Consider the following 17234-nt stretch of genomic DNA (forward strand, 5'->3'; position numbering starts at 1 on the left):
CGAAGTCCAGCGAACCGGGGCCCGAACCTCGATGTCCGTGAACAGTTCAGCCGGGACTCAATACGCCGCCCAGGCACCGGAGTTCCCGCGCCACGTCGTCACCGCCGTGCTCGTCGCCCACGACGGTGCCCGCTGGCTGCCCAACGCGCTCTCGGGTCTGGTCTCCCAGGACCGCCCGGTCCAGGACGTCATCGCCGCCGACACCGGCAGCGCCGACGACTCCGCCCGCCTGCTCGCCGAGAGCCTCGGCGACCACCGCGTCCTGCACCTCGCACGGCGCAGCGGCTTCGGCGCCGCCGTCGACGAGTGCGTGCGCGCCGCCGAGCCCCTGACCACGGAGCAACTGCCCTACCTGGGGCGGCCCAGCAGCTGGGACCCGGTCTCCCGCACCTGGAACGACGACGCCTACGACGAGCCCGAGGAGCCGCACGGCGAACCCGTGCAGTGGCTGTGGCTCCTGCACGACGACTGCGAGCCCGCCCCGGACGCCCTCCTCCACCTCCTGAGGGTCGCCGACGCCTCGCCGTCCGCCGCGATCATCGGCCCCAAGCTGCGCAGCTGGTACGACCGGCGCCAGCTGCTGGAGGTCGGCGTCTCCATCGCCCGCAGCGGCCGCCGCTGGACCGGCCTGGAGCGCCGCGAGCAGGACCAGGGCCAGCACGACCAGGTCCGCCAGGTGCTCTCGGTCTCCAGCGCGGGCATGCTGGTGCGCCGCGACGTGTGGGAGGACCTCGGCGGGTTCGACCGCAGGCTGCCGCTCATGCGCGACGACGTCGACTTCTGCTGGCGCGCCCAGTCCGCCGGCCACACCGTCCTCGTCGCCCCCGACGCCGTCCTGCGGCACGCCGAGGCGGCCTCCCGCGAGCGCCGCCCCGTCGACTGCGCCGGCCGCTCCGTCGTCAACCCGCACCGCGTCGACAAGGCGGGCGCCGTCTACACGCTGCTGGCCAACACCCGCGGCGCCCTCCTCCCGTACGTCTTCGCGCGCATCGTGCTCGGCACGGTGCTGCGCACCCTCGCCTACCTCGTCGGCAAGGTCCCCGGGCAGGCCGTCGACGAGATCACCGGCCTGCTGTCGGTCCTGCTGCGTCCCGGCCGCCTCCTCGGAGCCCGCCACCGGCGCTCCCGGCCGGCCGTCCCGGCCTCCGAACTGCGGACGCTCTTCCCGCCGCCCGGCGCGACCGTACGGGCCACCGTCGAGCAGGTCGTCAGCAACGTCTCCGGCCGCGCGGCCGCCGACGCCTCCTCCGCCGGACGCCACGGCGGGCTGGACTCCGGGCCCAGCGGCGGCGACGACGACGGCGAGTACCTGGAGGTCGAGCAGTTCGCGCTGCTGAAGCGCGTCGCGCGGCAACCCGCCCCGATGCTCTTCGCCGTCCTGCTGCTCTTCTCCCTCATCGCCTGCCGCGCGCTCCTGGGCGGCGGCGCCCTGTCCGGCGGCGCACTGCTGCCCGCCCCCGCCGACGCCTCCGACCTGTGGGGCTCCTACCTCGGCGCCTGGCACGCCCTGGGCGCCGGCAGCACCGAGACCGCGCCGCCCTACCTGGCGATCGTGGCCACCCTGGCGAGCGCCCTGCTCGGCAGCACCGGCCTCGCCCTGACCGTGCTCCTCGTCGCCTCGGTACCGCTCGCGGGCCTCAGCGCCTACTTCGTGTCGCGGCCGCTCGTCGAGTCCCGGCTGCTGCGTGCCTGGGGCGCCGTCGCGTACGCCTTCCTGCCCGCCGCCACCGGCGCCCTCGCCGGCGGCCGGCTCGGCACCGCCGTCCTGGCCATCCTGCTGCCGCTCATGGCCCGCGCCGCCGTCTCCGCGGCGGGCCTGCGGATGTCCGCCGACGCCGTCGAGCGGGGACTGCGGCCCGGCTGGCGCGCCGCCTGGGCCGTCGCGCTGCTGCTGACGATCACCACCGCGTTCACCCCCATCACCTGGCTCGTCACCCTGGTGCTCGCCGGCGTCGCCATCGCCACGCGCGTCGTGCGCGGGCAGGGCCGGCTCCTCGTCCCGCTGGCCATGCGCGCCGTGGCCGTCCTCGGCGCCCCCGTGGTGGTGCTCGCGCCTTGGTCGATCGGGCTGCTCACGCACCCCAAGCGCTTCCTGGACGAGGCCGGTCTGCCGTTCGGCGCGAAGTCCGCCACCGCCACCGACCTCCTCCTGATCAACCCCGGCGGCCCCGGCGCCGCCGGCGGCTACCTGCTCGCGGGCATCGTCCTGGCCGCGCTGGCCGCACTGGTGCGCGGCGAGCGCCGCTCGGCCATCGTCACCGCCTGGGCGGGCGCCCTGACCGGCCTGGTCTTCGCCGTCCTCGCCAACAGCACCGCCTGGGCCGGTCCCGCCACGCTGGTGTACGGCCTCGCCCTGCTCGCCGCCGCCGCGGTGGGCGCCGAGGGCGCCAAGGAACGGCTCGCCGCCTCCGGCTTCGGCTGGCGCCAGCCCGTCGCCGCGCTCGTCGCCCTGGCCGCCGTGCTCGCCCCGCTGTCCGCCGCCGTCGGCTGGATGGCCGGCGGCGCCGACGGCCCGCTGGAGCGCCGCGACCCGACCCAGGTACCCGCCTTCGTCGCCGAGGAGAGCACCACCCGCGACCAGGCCCGCACCCTCGTCCTTTCGGGCACGCCGGCCCACGTCTCGTACGCCCTCGTCCGGGGTGCCGGCGCCCGCCTCGGCGACGCCGAGATCGCCGCCGCGGCCGGCGGCGACGCCCGGCTCGCCAAGATCGTCGGAAATCTCGTGGCCGGCTCCGGCGCCGACCAGGCCAGCCAGCTCGGTGGCTACGCCGTGCGCTACGTCCTCGTCCAGAGCGGCGCCCCGCGCGAGATGAGCCGCACCCTCGACAGCACCCCGGGCCTGTCCCGGCTCAGCCAGGCCGACGGCAGCGCCCTGTGGCGGGTGGACGACGACGTCGCCCGCATCACGATCGTCGAGCCCTCCGGCAGCGGCGACGACAGCGGCTCCGGCGGCGCGGACGGCACCGGCTCCGGTGAGGACGCCGACGCCCCCGCCGTCGTCACCGTCGCCTCCGGCAAGGTCGAGGCCCACACCACCGTCCCGGCCGGCGTCGACGGCCGCGTCCTGCGCATCGCCGACCGCGCCGCCCCCGGCTGGACCGCCACCCTGGACGGCAAGGAGCTCACCGCCACCACCGTCGACGGCTGGGCCCAGGGCTTCCGGCTCCCCAGCAGCGGCGGCCGGCTCGACCTCGTCTACGACGACCCGTTCACGCACACCGTGTGGGTGTGGGTCCAGGGCTTCCTCGGTCTGGTGCTCGTGGTCATGGCCCTGCCGGGCCGGCGCCGCGAGGTCGACGACGACCTGCCCGAGGCGGAGGCCGTGCCCGTGGCCGCAGCCGCGGCCGCCGGCATCCCGGCGCAGGGCGGCGGCGACGGCCGTCGCGCCCGCCGGCTGCGCGCCGCCGCCGAGGCCGAGGGGGAGGGGGAGGCGGACGACGCCCCCGCGGAGTCCGAGGCCGCCGGGCCTGCGCACCAGGAGCAGGCCGAGTACGCGCAGTACGCCGAGTACGACCCCTACGCCGCCGGCCCCCGGCAGGACGACCCGTACGGCCAGGAGCAATGGGCCGCGGAGTACACCAGCACCTACGGCTACGAGCAGCCCGCCCAGCCGCAGGAGCCGGTCTACGACCCGTACGGCTACGGCCAGGAGTCCCAGCAGCCCGGCTACGACCGGCGGGGCTACGAGCAGCAGTCCCAGCAGCCGCAGGGGTACGAGGAGCAGCCCCAGCAGCAGGGCTACGACGCCTCGTACGCCCCCTACGGCACCTATGACACGGACGCGTACGACACGGACGGCTACCGCCGCGACGGGGGCAACCAGCAGTGAACCGCAGCACCCTCTCCCTGATCGGCGTCACCGCCGCCCTGGCCGCGGTCGCCGGCGTCGCCACCGTCTCCGGCGCGGGCACCCCGGACGCGGCGCCCGCCGTGAGCGCGGCGCGGCTGCCCGTCGAGCGGTCCACGCTGGCCTGCCCGGCCCCGTCGGACTCGGACTTCGCCACGACCACGTACACCGCCTTCACGCCCAAGGGCGACTCCGCCGGCTCGGGCGGCGCCGCCGCCCTGCTGGCCGCCGCCGACCAGGACGGCAAGGCCGCGGCCAAGCGCAAGCCGGTCGCACCGCTGAAGGAGGCCGGCAAGCCGGTCACCGCGGTCACCGAGGCCTCCGACGCCCCCGCGCTCATCGGCACCGCCGACGGGGCGCTCGCCCCCGGCTGGACCGTGCAGCAGACCACGGTCGTCGACGCCGGCCCGGCCCGGGCGGTGCTCGGCGCCTCCTGTGCCGTGCCGGACAGCGAGTTCTGGTTCCCCGGGGTCAGCACCGGCGCCGGCCGGCAGGACTACGTCCACCTGACCAACCCGGACGACACCTCCGCCGTCATCGACCTCGCGCTGTACGGCGACAAGGGCGAGGTCAAGACCAGCACGACCGACGGCATCACGGTGCCGCCGGGCGCGACGGTCCCCGTCCTGCTCTCCACGCTCACCACGGAGAAGTCCGACGCCCTCACCCTGCACGTCAGCGCCCGCAGCGGCCGGGTCGGCGCCACCGTGGAGGCCGAGGACGCCAAGGCCGGCGGCGACTGGCTGCCCGCCTCCACCGACCCCGCCGCCGAGGCCGTCATGCCCGGCATCCCCGGGGACGCCTCCGATGTGCGCCTGGTGGTCTTCGCGACCGGCGACAGCGACGCCGACCTCAAGCTGCGGCTCGCCTCCTCGGGCGGCGAGATCACCCCCGCCGGGCACGAGACCGTGCACGTCAAGAGCGGCATGACCACCGCCGTCGACCTCGGCGACGTCACCAAGGGCGAGGCCGGCTCGCTGATCCTCAGCCCCACCGACCCCTCCGACGAGGCCCCCGTGGTCGCCGCCCTGCGGATCACCCGCGGCAAGGGCGCCAACCAGGAGACCGCCTTCCTGCCCGCCACCGCCCCTATCGGCGACCGCGCCAGCGCCGCCGACAACCGCACCAAGGGCTCGACGCTCGCCCTGACCGCGCCGGAGGGCGACGCCACCGTGCGGGTCGTCACCTCCGCCTCGACCAAGGGCGGCGAACCCGTCACCAAGAACGTCCCGGTCAAGCGCGGCACGACGGTCGTCCTGTCACCGCCCGCCCCCTCCGCGGGCAAGGGCGCCTTCGCCGTCACGGTGGAACCCGCCTCGGGCGGCCCCGTCTACGCCTCCCGGATGCTCGCCCTGCCGGAGGGCGGCGTCCCGATGTTCACCATCCAGACCATGCCGGACGACCGGGGTCTGGTCGCCGTGCCGAAGTCGGAAGAGGACCTGTCCATCCTCAACCGCTGACGATCCCCGACCGGCGCGGGCCTGCGGGCCCGCGCCGGTACCGGGATCAGCCCTCCCCGTACCGGGGGTCGACGTTCTCCGGTGACAGACCGAGCAGTTCGGCCACCTGCTCCACCACCACGTCGTGCACCAGCAGGGCCCGTTCCTCGCGGCTCTTGGCCCGGATCTCCACCGGCCGCCGGTACACCACGATGCGGTGCGGGTTGCCCTTCTGCCCGCCGAGGAGCCGCCCCAGCGGCACCCCGTCGTCGAACCGGCCGTCGGCCGCGGCGCCGTCGGCACCGTCCACCGGCCAGGGCACCTCCTGCACCGCGAACTCCACCTCCGCCAGCTGCGGCCAGCGCCGCTCGAGCCGGTCCGCCGCGTCGCGCACCAGGTCGTCGAAGGCGTCGGCGCGGGTGCGTGCCAGGGGCACCTGCGGGGGCGCGATGGGGCCGCGCATGCCGCGGCCGTGTCGGTCGCGGTGGCGCTGGCGCGGTGCGGGCGAAGGGGTGTCCATCACCTCTGAGAGTAGCCGTCGGGAGCCCCGGTTATGCGGCTCCGTGACCGCTGCCACCACCACGGGGGACGAGGACCGGACATCCCCGTTGATGTCGCAGAATGTACGGTCGCTCGCCCCTGGCGCCCACGCGATTCCCCTGCCCTGACCGCTTTACCGATCGCAATTGGCATCATTTGCAGCGTTTGGTGATCGGTGTCCTCGGAGGGGCACCCGTACATTTCCGGCCCTTTGCAGGTCAGGTGTGTTGACCCCAGGTCGGACCTTCCCGGCCAACCCGGACGACACGACGGGGTGAGCTCCTGGGGAGTCGTCGCGGCCCGCTCAAGAGTGCGGTACCGTCCAACGTCGTGAGCCTTGTACGTCGCTGTTCGCGCACCGCGTGTGGCCGTCCCGCCGTCGCGACGCTGACGTACGTCTACGCGGACTCCACCGCCGTCCTCGGACCGCTCGCCACCTACGCCGAGCCCCACTGTTACGACCTGTGCTCGGAGCACTCCGAGCGCCTCACCGCCCCCCGCGGCTGGGAAGTCGTACGGCTCGCCACGGACACCGGCCCCACCCGCCCCAGCGGTGACGACCTCGAAGCGCTCGCCAACGCCGTGCGCGAAGCCGCCCGCCCCCAGGAACGCGAGGGCAACGGCACCAACGGCCGCGGCGGCGACCCCATGGAGATCACCCGGCGCGGGCACCTGCGCGTCCTGCGCTCGCCCGACTCCTGAACCGGCACCCCCCGCCATACCCCGCCCCCGGTCCGCACGTGCACCCGGGCTCCTCATCGGCCCGTTCGGATCCGCCCGGTAGGTTGGCTCTTGCCACGATCCATCCACCGGCAACCGGTTTCCAGAGCGGAGCACATACGGTGACCGACCTCTCCCAGCTCGTGAAGGCGTACGACGTCCGCGGAGTCGTCCCCGACCAATGGGGCGAGCCGCTCGCCGAACTCTTCGGCGCGGCCTTCGTCACCGTGACCGGTGCCGACGCGATCGTGACGGGCCACGACATGCGGCCCTCCTCGCCCGGCCTGTCCCGGGCCTTCGCCCGCGGCGCGTCCTCGCGCGGCGCGAAGGTCACCGAGATCGGCCTCTGCTCCACCGACCAGCTGTACTTCGCCAGCGGCAAGCTGGGCCTGCCCGGCGCCATGTTCACCGCCAGCCACAACCCGGCTCAGTACAACGGCATCAAGATGTGCCGCGCCGGCGCCGCCCCCGTCGGCCAGGACACCGGCCTCACCGAGATCCGCGAGCTCGTCGAGCAGTGGTCCGGAACCGGCCTCCCGGCGAGCGACGCCACCCCCGGCGAGGTCACCCAGCGGGACATGCTCGCCGACTACGCCGCCCACCTGCGCACCCTGGTCGACCTGAGCTCCATCCGGCACCTCAAGGTCGTCGTCGACGCCGGCAACGGCATGGGCGGCCACACCGTCCCCACCGTCTTCGACGGCCTGCCCGTCGACCTCGTCCCGATGTACTTCGAGCTCGACGGCACCTTCCCCAACCACGAGGCCAACCCCCTGGACCCCAAGAACATCGTCGACCTGCAGGAGAAGGTGCGCGAGACCGGCGCCGACATCGGCATCGCCTTCGACGGCGACGCCGACCGCTGCTTCGTCGTCGACGAGCGCGGCGAGCCCGTCTCCCCGTCCGCGATCACCGCCCTGGTCGCCGCCCGCGAACTGGCCAAGCACCCCGGCTCCACCGTCATCCACAACCTGATCACCTCCTGGTCCGTGCCCGAGGTCGTCAAGGAGCACGGCGGGACGCCCGTCCGCACCCGCGTCGGCCACTCCTTCATCAAGCAGGAGATGGCCCGCACCGGTGCCGTCTTCGGCGGCGAGCACTCCGCGCACTACTACTTCCGCGACTTCTGGAACGCCGACACCGGCATGCTCGCCGCGCTCCACGTCCTCGCCGCCCTCGGCGGCCAGGACGGCCCGCTGTCCGGGCTCGTCGCCGAGTACGACCGCTACGCCGCCTCCGGCGAGATCAACACCGCCGTCGACGACCAGGCCGGCCGCACCGCCGCCGTCCGCGCGGCCTTCGCCGACCGCCCGGGCACCGGCCTCGACGAGCTCGACGGCCTCACGGTCACCGGCGACGGCTGGTGGTTCAACCTCCGCCCCTCCAACACCGAGCCGCTGCTGCGCCTCAACGTGGAGGCGCGCGACACCGAGCTCATGGCCGGCGTCCGCGACGAGGTCCTCTCCATCGTCCGCGCCTGACGGCCGCCCCGCCGGAGGAGGCACCGCACCGCACCACCTCCTCCGGCGGGGGACCGGGGCCCCGACACGGTCACGCGGGCCCGGCCCCCCGGCGATAGGCTGAATCGGCCGGTCCGGACGCGTACGCCCGCACACGGCGGACGCCCGGAAACCACGACCACGACACGACCACACGGGAGAAGCCACCCATGCCGCTCGTCGAAGCCAGCCTCCTGGAGATCCTCGCCTGCCCCGCCTGCCACGCGCCGCTGCGCGAGGACGTCGAGGCCACCGAGCTCACCTGCACCTCCGCCGACTGCGGCCTGGCCTACCCCGTGCGCGACGACATCCCCGTCCTCCTCGTCGACGAGGCCCGCCGCCCCGCGTAACGCGACCCGGCCGCCCGGCACCGCACGCCCGCCCGGCAGCCCGCGCCGTACGCACCGCCGGCACGGGCACCCGCACCGCACGGCGCCCCGCGACACCCGACACAACCGGACCGGACCGGAGGTCACCCCCGATGCTGGACGAGACGCTGCTCGACGACCCCGACGCCCTCGCCCGCGCCGACACCCGCGGCCTCCTCCTCGGCGTTGCCGCCGCCGGCGCCCGCGTCCGCACCGCCGCCCGCCTCGCCCAGGAGGCAGGCGTCGGCGAACTCAAGCCCGACGGCCGCCCCCGCAGCGTCCTGGTCGCCGGCCCCGGCGCTGTCGCCGTCGCCGCCGTCGCCGAACTGCTGGCCGCCCTCGGCAACGGCAGCGGGCCCGTACTGCCCCTGCACCCCACCGGCCCCGCCCCGTACGACCTGCGGTGGGCCCTCCCCGGCTGGGCCGGCCCCCTGGACCTGCTGCTCATCGCCAGCCCCGCCGGCACCGAGGCGGGACTGGCCGACCTCATCGAGCAGGCCTACCGCCGCGGTTGCACCGCCGCCGCCGTCGTCCCCGCCGGCTCACCCATCGCCGAGGCGATCCAGCAGGTGCGGGGCATGGTCCTGCCGTACGCCCCCGCGCCCGACCCGGCGTCCGTCGCGGGGGTCCTCGGCGAGGCCGCCGACCCCGCCGAGGACCTCGGCGCCTTCTGGGCGCTGCTCACCCCGCTGCTCGCCCTCGGCGACCGCATCGGCCTGCTCGCCGCCCCGCCCGACACCATCGAGCGCGTCGCCGACCGCCTCGACGAGGTCGCCGCCCGCTGCGGCCCCGCCACCGCCACCTACAGCAACCCCGCCAAGGCCCTCGCCTCCGAACTCGCCGAATCCCTGCCGGTGATGTGGAGCGAGGGACCGGTCGCCTCCGTCGCCGCCCGGCGCTTCGCCGCGGCCATCGCCGCCCGCGCCGGACGCCCCGCCCTGCACGGCGAACTCCCCGAGGCACTCGACACCCACGGCGCGCTGCTCGCCGGCTCCCTGGCCGGCGCCCTCGACCCCGAGGACTTCTTCCGCGACCGCGTCGACGAGCCCGAGGACCTGCGCCTGCGCGTCGTGCTCCTGCACCGCCCCGGCAACGCCGCCTCGAGCTCCGCCCCGCTCGCCCGCGAGCTCGCCACGACCCACGACACCCCGCTGAGCGAGCTCGCCCCCGCCGAGGGAGGCGACCTGGAATCCGCCGTCGAACTCCTCGCCGTCACGGATTTCGCCTCCGTTTACCTCGCCATCACTTCCACCGGGAGAGCATGACCGCATGGACCGCCTGACCAACACCATCCGCCCGTACGCCTGGGGTTCCACCAGCGCGATCCCCGAACTGCTCGGCACCACCCCCACGGGCGAGCCGCAGGCCGAACTGTGGATGGGCGCCCACCCCGGCGCCCCCTCCCGCATCGACCGCGGCGACGGTCCGGTCCCGCTCGACCAGGTCATCACCGCCGACCCGGACGGTGAACTCGGCGCCCCCGCCGTCGAACGCTTCGGCCCCCGGCTGCCGTTCCTGCTCAAGCTCCTCGCCGCCGGCTCCCCCCTCTCCCTGCAGGTGCATCCCGACCTCGCCCAGGCCGCCGCCGGCTTCGCCGACGAGGAGGCCCGCGGCGTCCCCGTCGACGCCCCGCACCGCAACTACAAGGACGCCAACCACAAGCCGGAGATGATCGTCGCGCTCACCCCCTTCGAGGGACTGTGCGGCTTCCGCCACCCCGAGGAGACCGCGGCCCTCCTCTCCGGCCTCGGCGTCGACCCCCTCAAGCCGTACGTCGACCTGCTGCGCGCCCACCCCGAGGAGGCCGCCCTCCGCGAGGTCCTCACCGCCGTGCTCGGAGCCGAACGCGACGCCATGGCCGGCACCGTGGACGAAGCCGCCGAAGCCGCCGGCCGGCTCGCCACCGAGGGCGGACCGAACGCCGACGCCTACGCCGCCTACGCGGCCATCGCCCACGCCTACCCCGGTGACCCCGGCGTCATCGCCGCCATGCTGCTCAACCACGTCCGACTCCAGCCCGGCGAGGCGCTCTTCCTCGGCGCCGGCATACCCCACGCCTACCTCAGCGGCCTCGGCGTCGAGATCATGGCCAACTCCGACAACGTCCTGCGCTGCGGCCTCACCCCCAAGCACGTCGACATCCCCGAACTGCTGCGCATCGTCCGCTTCCACGCGGGTGACGCCGGTGTCCTGCGCCCCGAGGCGTCCCCCGACGGCGAGGAGCTCTACGGCACCCCCATCGACGAGTTCCGGCTCTCCCGCTACTCGCTCGCCGCCGGCGCCGCCCCCCGCACCCCCCACGACCGCACCGCCCAGATCCTGCTCTGCACCGAAGGCACCGCCACCCTGCGCACGCCCGGCGACCCGGCGGCCCCGGAACTCACCCTCGGCCGCGGCCAGTCCGCCTACGTTCCCGCAGGCGAACAGGTCGAACTCACCGGCGAGGGGACCGTCTTCCGGGCCACCGTGGTGGCCTGACGCACCACGCGAAGCACGGCCTGCAAGAATGTCCCGCCGTAACGCCGTAAAGACCGGGCAAAGACCAGGGCCGACGGAAGGGACCACCAGCACCTATGAGCGCGTCAGGCGGAACCAAGGCGATCGTCGCCGCATTGGGCGCCAACCTCGCCATCGCGGTGAGCAAGTTCGTGGCGTTCGCCTTCAGCGGCTCCTCGTCCATGCTCGCCGAAGGCGTGCACTCGGTGGCCGACTCGGGCAACCAGGCGCTGCTCCTGCTCGGCGGCAAGAAGGCCCAGAAGAAGGCCACCGAGGAACACCCCTTCGGCTACGGCCGTGAGCGGTACATCTACGGCTTCCTCGTCTCCATCGTGCTGTTCACCATCGGTGGCGTCTTCGCCCTCTACGAGGGCTACGAGAAGGTCCAGCACCCCCACGAGATCGAGCACTGGTACTGGCCCATCGGCGTCCTGGTCTTCGCGATCGTCGCCGAGGGCTTCTCCTTCCGCACCGCCATCAAGGAATCCAACATGGTGCGCGGCAAGCAGACCTGGAGCCAGTTCATCCGCACCGCCAAGGCCCCCGAGCTCCCCGTCGTCCTCCTCGAGGACTTCGGCGCGCTCGTCGGCCTCGTGCTCGCCCTCGGCGGCGTCGGCCTGTCCCTGCTCACCGGCGACGGCATCTGGGACGGCATCGGCACCCTCTGCATCGGCGTCCTCCTCGTCGCCATCGCGCTCGTCCTCGCCTCCGAGACCAAGTCGCTGCTCCTCGGCGAGGCCGCGGGACCCGAGGTCGTCGCCCGCATCCGCGCGGCCGTCGTCGACGGCGACACCGTCACCCGCTTGATCCACATGCGCACGCTCCACCTCGGCCCCGACGAGCTCCTCGTCGCCGCCAAGATCGCCGTCCAGCACGACGACACCGCCACCGAGGTCGCCCGCGCCATCGACGCCGCCGAGGCCCGCATCCGCGAGGCCGAGCCCATCGCCCGCGTCATCTACCTCGAACCGGACATCTACCGCGAGCAGTCGGCCGCCCCCACCGCCCCCACGGCGGACTGACCCCCTCCACACGACCTCCACGCACCTTCCGGACGCGCCCGGCCACTCGGTGTAGATTCGTCCCTAGCCAGACGTCGCTGCTGATGGCGGTCGGGCGGTCCGGACACGGACCGGCCGAGGGAGAGAGGGCCTCCGACGGGCTGAGCTGCGGTCGAGGGAGACGTATGTCCGCATGCCTCCCCCCGCCCCGCAGCGGAAAGCCGATGTCCGTTCTGGAAGCACCCCACGAGGAGACTGCATGTCCCCCGTCACCAACGACTTCAAGGTCGCCGACCTCTCCCTGGCCGCCTTCGGCCGCAAGGAGATCACCCTCGCCGAGCACGAGATGCCCGGCCTGATGGCCATCCGCGAGGAGTTCGCGGCCTCCCAGCCGCTGGCCGGCGCCCGCATCACCGGCTCCCTGCACATGACCGTGCAGACCGCCGTCCTCATCGAGACCCTCGCCGCCCTCGGCGCCCAGGTCCGCTGGGCCTCCTGCAACATCTTCTCCACGCAGGACCACGCCGCCGCGGCCATCGCCGTCGGCCCGAACGGCACCCCCGAGAACCCGCAGGGCATCCCCGTCTTCGCCTGGAAGGGCGAGACCCTCGCCGAGTACTGGTGGTGCACCGAGCAGGCCCTCACCTGGCCGGACTCGCCCACCGGCGGCCCGAACATGATCCTCGACGACGGCGGCGACGCCACCCTGCTCGTCCACAAGGGCGTCGAGTTCGAGAAGGCCGGCCAGGCCCCCGACCCCTCCACCGCCGACAGCGAGGAGTACGAGCAGATCCTGCTGCTCCTCAACCGCACCCTCGGCGAGAACCCCCAGAAGTGGACCCAGCTCTCCTCCGAGATCCGCGGCGTCACCGAGGAGACCACCACCGGCGTCCACCGCCTGTACGAGATGCAGCGCGACGGCACCCTGCTGTTCCCGGCGATCAACGTCAACGACGCCGTCACCAAGTCGAAGTTCGACAACAAGTACGGCTGCCGCCACTCCCTCATCGACGGCATCAACCGCGCCACCGACGTCCTCATCGGCGGCAAGGTCGCCGTCGTCTGTGGCTACGGCGACGTCGGCAAGGGCTGCGCCGAGTCGCTGCGCGGCCAGGGCGCCCGCGTCATCATCACCGAGATCGACCCCATCAACGCCCTCCAGGCCGCGATGGACGGCTACCAGGTCACCACGCTCGAGGACGTCGTCGAGACCGCCGACATCTTCGTCACCACCACCGGCAACCGCGACATCATCCTCGCCGAGCACATGCAGCGCATGAAGCACCAGGCGATCGTCGGCAACATCGGCCACTTCGACAACGAGATCGACATGGCCGGCCTCGCCAAGATCCCCGGCATCGTCAAGGACGAGGTCAAGCCCCAGGTCCACACCTGGACCTTCTCCGACGGCAAGGTCCTCATCGTGCTGTCCGAGGGCCGCCTGCTCAACCTGGGCAACGCCACCGGCCACCCCTCGTTCGTGATGTCCAACTCCTTCTCGGACCAGACCCTGGCCCAGATCGAGCTGTTCACCAAGCCCGAGGAGTACCCGATCGGCGTCTACGTCCTGCCCAAGCACCTCGACGAGAAGGTCGCCCGGCTCCACCTCGACGCCCTCGGCGTCAAGCTCACCACCCTGCGCCCCGAGCAGGCCGCCTACATCGGCGTCCCGGTCGACGGCCCCTACAAGCCGGACCACTACCGCTACTGACGCCGCCCGGGCCGCCCGCACGACAGCGCGCCACCGGCCCCGACGGCACCACAGGAGCCACCCCGCAGGCCCCCGCCCCCGGCGGGGGCCTGCCCCGTCGGGCCCCCGCCCGCTTTGTAAGGTCGAACCATGCCCCGCGGCCGCTACTCGTTCCACGACACCCACGACCACACCCCCCTCGGCGAAGAACACTTCCACTGCGCCACCGGCCCCACCGGCTGGCGCTACACCGCACAGACCACCCACCCCGACGGCGGCCACGCCGGCTCCGTCGACCTCACCATCGACGAACTCGGCCGCACCATCCGCCTGGAACTGCACGCCGCGAGCTGGCAGGTCCGCGGCGCCGCCCTCGACGGCCTCACCTGGGTCCGTACCGACCCCTCCGGCGAACACGCTCAGGAGGGCAACGTCCCCGCCCACGCCTTCACCGGCGCGTCACCCGCGTTCTACGTCGCCACCGCGCGGCTGCTCCGCCTGCGGCCCGGCTCCCCGGCCACCCGCGTACGCCTCGTCGCATTCCAACCCCCCGTGCTCGCACCCCGCACCCTCGACCAGTCGTGGGCCCTGATCAAGAGCGAAGCACACACCACCGACAACGCCCCCCTGCTCGTGGACGAATACCAGGTCAACGACCTGCAGACCGGTGAACAGCACACCGTCCACATCGCCGGCGACGTCGTCCTGTCCGCCCCGGGCATCGAACTCGAGGACCTCGAGTCACCCCCGTCCCGGTTCCCCGCGACGGACTGACCCCGCCGACGCGGCGGCGACCCCTCACGCCGGAGGCGCGAAGCCCGTCGACGAGGACGAGGAGGAGGGCGACGTCGAGGACGGAGGCACCGGCTCCTGCGGGGCCTGCCCCCCACGCACCGGCGGCACCGCGTCCCCCCGCACCCCGCCGTCCGTACCGGGCGCCACCCAGCCCACCGCAGGCGGCACCGGCGCCCGGCCCTTCCCCGGCTCCGCAACCCCGAAGCCCCCCGGCTCGGCGACCCCGTCGACCGGAGCACCGACCGGAGTACCGACCGGAGCGCCGAAGACCCGGCGCGCGTCCCGCGCCTGCCGCTCCGCCACCACCGCCGCCAGGAACCCCGCCGGCGGCGTCCCCTCCGGCACCGTGGCACCCGTGCACGCCACGACGTCCCCCGCGAGCCGTTCCGCCATCGACCAGCCCACCTGCGGATCCAGCTGATGCATCCGCGACAGGTACTGCCGCACCGCCAGCCACAGCCCCTCCGGCACCGCCGACAGGTCCACCCCCGCCAACTGCCCCGCCAGCCACGGCGGCGCGGGTGGCATCGGCCGCGGCGACCGCGGCACCGGAATCCGTTCCCGCACCACCAGCGTCCCCGCGAAGACGTCCCCGATCCGCCGACCGCGCGCCGACACCAGCGAGGCGATGCAGGCGATCACCCCGAGGAACATCTGGATCTCGACCACCCCGACCGCCCCGCGCACCAGCGCGTGCCGGAACCGGATCGGCCCGCCGTCGTCCCGCACCACCCGCAACCCGCAGGCCAGCTTCCCCAGCGACCGCCCCCGGGTCAGCGTCTCCACCGCGATCGGCACCCCGAACAGCACCAGCACCAGCGAGGTCACGTACACCGCTGCCACCGCCGCCTCGTCCATCGACGCCGTCGCCACCATCAGCACGATCGACACGACCAGATAACCGCCGATGTACACGACGCCGTCCAGCGCCGCCGCCAGCGCCCGGCTCGGCAGCTTCGCCGGGTGCAACCCCAGTTCGACCGCCTCACCCGTCACCAGCCGGCCGGCACCGCCCGCCGCGCTCGCCTCACTCATGCGGGAACCCTCCTCCTGCCCACCCCGGACCCGGAGCGACCAGTCTGCCCCGTCTGCCAAGCTGGGACCTCCCCGGCCAGCCAGGAGCAGCGCCCATGGACCTCGACGTCTTCGCAGCCGCCCACCGCCACGAGTGGGACCGGCTCGACACGCTGCTGCGCCGGCGTCGGCGCCTCTCCGGGGAGGAAGCCGACGAACTCGTCACCCTCTACCAACGCGCCGCAACCCATCTCTCCCTCGTCCAGTCCAGCGCCCCCGACCCCGCACTCGTCGGACGGCTCACCACCCTCGTCGCCCGCGCCCGCAGCGCCGTCACCGGAGCCCGCACCCCCGGCTGGCGCGACGCGGTCCTCTTCTTCACCCGCGCCTTCCCCGCCGCGATGTACCGCTCGCGCCACTGGTGGGTCCCCACCGCGCTCGTCTCCACCGCGGTCGCCGCACTCATCGGCTGGTGGGTCGCCACCCACCCCGAGGTCCAGTCCGCCATCGCCGCCCCCGAAGAACTGCGCGCCCTGACCCGCCCCGACGGCGAGTACGAGGCGTACTACTCCAGCCACCCCGCCGCCTCCTTCGCGGCCCAGGTCTGGACGAACAACGCCATGGCCGCCGGCTACTGCCTGGTCCTCGGCGTCTTCCTCGGACTCCCCGTCCTCTACGTACTGTTCGAGAACATGCTCAACCTGGGTCTCGGGCTCGGCCTCATGGGCTCCGCGGGCCGCCTCGACACCTTCCTCGGGCTGCTCCTCCCGCACGGCCTCCTCGAACTGACCGCCGTCTTCGTCGCCGCCGGCACAGGACTCCGCCTCGGCTGGACCGTCATCGACCCCGGCCCGCGCCCCCGCCGTACGGCCCTCGCCGAAGAAGGCCGGGCCGCCATCGGCATGGCCATCGGCCTCGCCGCGGTCCTCTTCGTCTCCGGCGCCCTCGAAGCCTTCGTCACCCCCTCCGGCCTGCCCACCTGGGCCCGCATCGGCATCGGCGTCACCGCCGAGCTGCTCTTCCTCGTCTACGTCTTCGTCATCGGGCGCCGCGCGGCCCTCGCCGGCGAGACGGGCGACTTGGAACGGGGCGACCGCGGCGACGTCCTGCCCACCGCGGCGTGACCCGGACGGCCGACACCGACGATGTGCATCCGGCGTTGCTGACCTGCTAGTCTCGTCTTCGCCCCAAGACACCTGTTGACACGGGTGGCACGGGGAGGTAGATTTGAGCAGTTGGCACGAACTGGACACGTTCGAGGCCCAGCGGCTAATATCTAGCCCGCTTCGAAAGACTATCGATCGCATCGCACCTCTCAGAAAGAACTTTCTGAGTGGTCTTTTGTGTCGCTATTCATCGAAGCAAAACCCCGGCGGTAATCGGACGCGAAAGAGTCTGATAAAGTCGGAGACGTCGAAAGGCGAAAGCCGGAAGACGAACCCCGCTCCAATAGGGGGCCGGAAACGAAGAGCGGAAACGCGAAACGGATCTGGTAAGGTTGGAGACAACGAAGGGAAAGCCCGGAGGGGCCGGTGAAACGGTCTCGAAGGAAGCTTCCGTTCCTTGAGAACTCAACAGCGTGCCAAAAGTCAACGCCAGATATGTTGATACCCCGTCCATCTCGGACGAGGTTCCTTTGTAAAAACACAGCGAGGACGCTGGGCACGTCGGGATTATTCCTCCCGATGGTGCCGCTCTCGTGAAGACATTCACGGAGAGTTTGATCCTGGCTCAGGACGAACGCTGGCGGCGTGCTTAACACATGCAAGTCGAACGGTGAAGCCCTTCGGGGTGGATCAGTGGCGAACGGGTGAGTAACACGTGG

Annotated in this window: 13 protein-coding genes and 1 rRNA gene (1 of these 14 cut by a window edge); 12 read left to right on the forward strand and 2 right to left on the reverse strand. The window is 73.3% G+C overall.

Annotated features, from left to right (window positions below):
• The first annotated feature begins 31 nt into the window (after positions 1–31).
• Both OG937_26665 and OG937_26670 read left to right on the forward strand, forming a co-directional pair.
• Positions 32–3829 (forward strand): glycosyltransferase, encoded by a 3798-nt coding sequence (locus OG937_26665; GenBank protein ID WUD75021.1) that lies wholly within the window; start codon positions 32–34, stop codon positions 3827–3829.
• Positions 3826–5307: a DUF5719 family protein gene (locus OG937_26670; protein WUD75022.1), complete on the forward strand. Its 1482-nt coding sequence runs from the start codon at positions 3826–3828 to the stop codon at positions 5305–5307. Before OG937_26665 ends, OG937_26670 begins: the two co-directional genes overlap by 4 nt.
• Positions 5308–5353: 46 nt before the next feature.
• Here OG937_26670 and OG937_26675 read toward each other — a convergent pair whose 3' ends face one another.
• On the reverse strand, positions 5354–5806 hold the full coding sequence (locus OG937_26675; protein WUD75023.1) for a metallopeptidase family protein: 453 nt from the start codon (positions 5804–5806) through the stop codon (positions 5354–5356).
• Between the two features lie 302 nt (positions 5807–6108).
• On the opposite strand from OG937_26675, the gene OG937_26680 reads away from it, so the two are divergent.
• The 8 genes from OG937_26680 (at position 6109) to OG937_26715 (ending at position 14374) form a co-directional block, all read left to right on the forward strand.
• Positions 6109–6528 carry a DUF3499 domain-containing protein gene (locus OG937_26680; GenBank protein ID WUD78897.1) on the forward strand — a complete coding sequence of 140 codons (420 nt, stop codon included), beginning with the start codon at positions 6109–6111 and terminating at the stop codon, positions 6526–6528.
• A gap of 140 nt (positions 6529–6668) precedes the next feature.
• The gene (locus OG937_26685; protein WUD75024.1) at positions 6669–8027 is read left to right on the forward strand and encodes a phosphomannomutase/phosphoglucomutase; all 1359 of its coding nucleotides are present in this window, start codon (positions 6669–6671) and stop codon (positions 8025–8027) included.
• Positions 8028–8215: 188 nt separating this feature from the next.
• Entirely contained in the window at positions 8216–8395 is a 180-nt protein-coding gene (locus tag OG937_26690; GenBank protein ID WUD75025.1) for a Trm112 family protein, read from the forward strand.
• A 131-nt stretch (positions 8396–8526) separates the two neighbouring features.
• On the forward strand, positions 8527–9678 hold the full coding sequence (locus OG937_26695; protein WUD75026.1) for a mannose-6-phosphate isomerase: 1152 nt from the start codon (positions 8527–8529) through the stop codon (positions 9676–9678).
• A 4-nt stretch (positions 9679–9682) separates the two neighbouring features.
• The gene (manA, locus tag OG937_26700; protein WUD75027.1) at positions 9683–10891 is read left to right on the forward strand and encodes a mannose-6-phosphate isomerase, class I; all 1209 of its coding nucleotides are present in this window, start codon (positions 9683–9685) and stop codon (positions 10889–10891) included.
• 95 nt (positions 10892–10986) lie between these two features.
• Positions 10987–11931 (forward strand): cation diffusion facilitator family transporter, encoded by a 945-nt coding sequence (locus OG937_26705; GenBank protein WUD75028.1) that lies wholly within the window; start codon positions 10987–10989, stop codon positions 11929–11931.
• A gap of 238 nt (positions 11932–12169) precedes the next feature.
• Positions 12170–13621, forward strand: coding sequence for an adenosylhomocysteinase (gene ahcY, locus OG937_26710; protein WUD75029.1), 1452 nt, complete (start codon positions 12170–12172; stop codon positions 13619–13621).
• A gap of 129 nt (positions 13622–13750) precedes the next feature.
• Positions 13751–14374, forward strand: coding sequence for a hypothetical protein (locus OG937_26715; GenBank protein ID WUD75030.1), 624 nt, complete (start codon positions 13751–13753; stop codon positions 14372–14374).
• 24 nt (positions 14375–14398) lie between these two features.
• Here the strand turns inward: OG937_26715 and OG937_26720 are convergent, their stop codons facing one another.
• Positions 14399–15430, reverse strand: coding sequence for an RDD family protein (locus tag OG937_26720; GenBank protein ID WUD75031.1), 1032 nt, complete (start codon positions 15428–15430; stop codon positions 14399–14401).
• Positions 15431–15525: 95 nt separating this feature from the next.
• Here OG937_26720 and OG937_26725 point away from each other — a divergent pair, with 95 nt between their 5' ends.
• On the forward strand, positions 15526–16533 hold the full coding sequence (locus tag OG937_26725; protein ID WUD75032.1) for a stage II sporulation protein M: 1008 nt from the start codon (positions 15526–15528) through the stop codon (positions 16531–16533).
• 584 nt (positions 16534–17117) lie between these two features.
• Positions 17118–17234, forward strand: a 16S ribosomal RNA gene (locus OG937_26730); it runs 1402 nt beyond the window's last position.

Source organism: Streptomyces sp. NBC_00510, from assembly GCA_036013505.1.
Classification (GTDB): Bacteria; Actinomycetota; Actinomycetes; order Streptomycetales; family Streptomycetaceae; genus Actinacidiphila.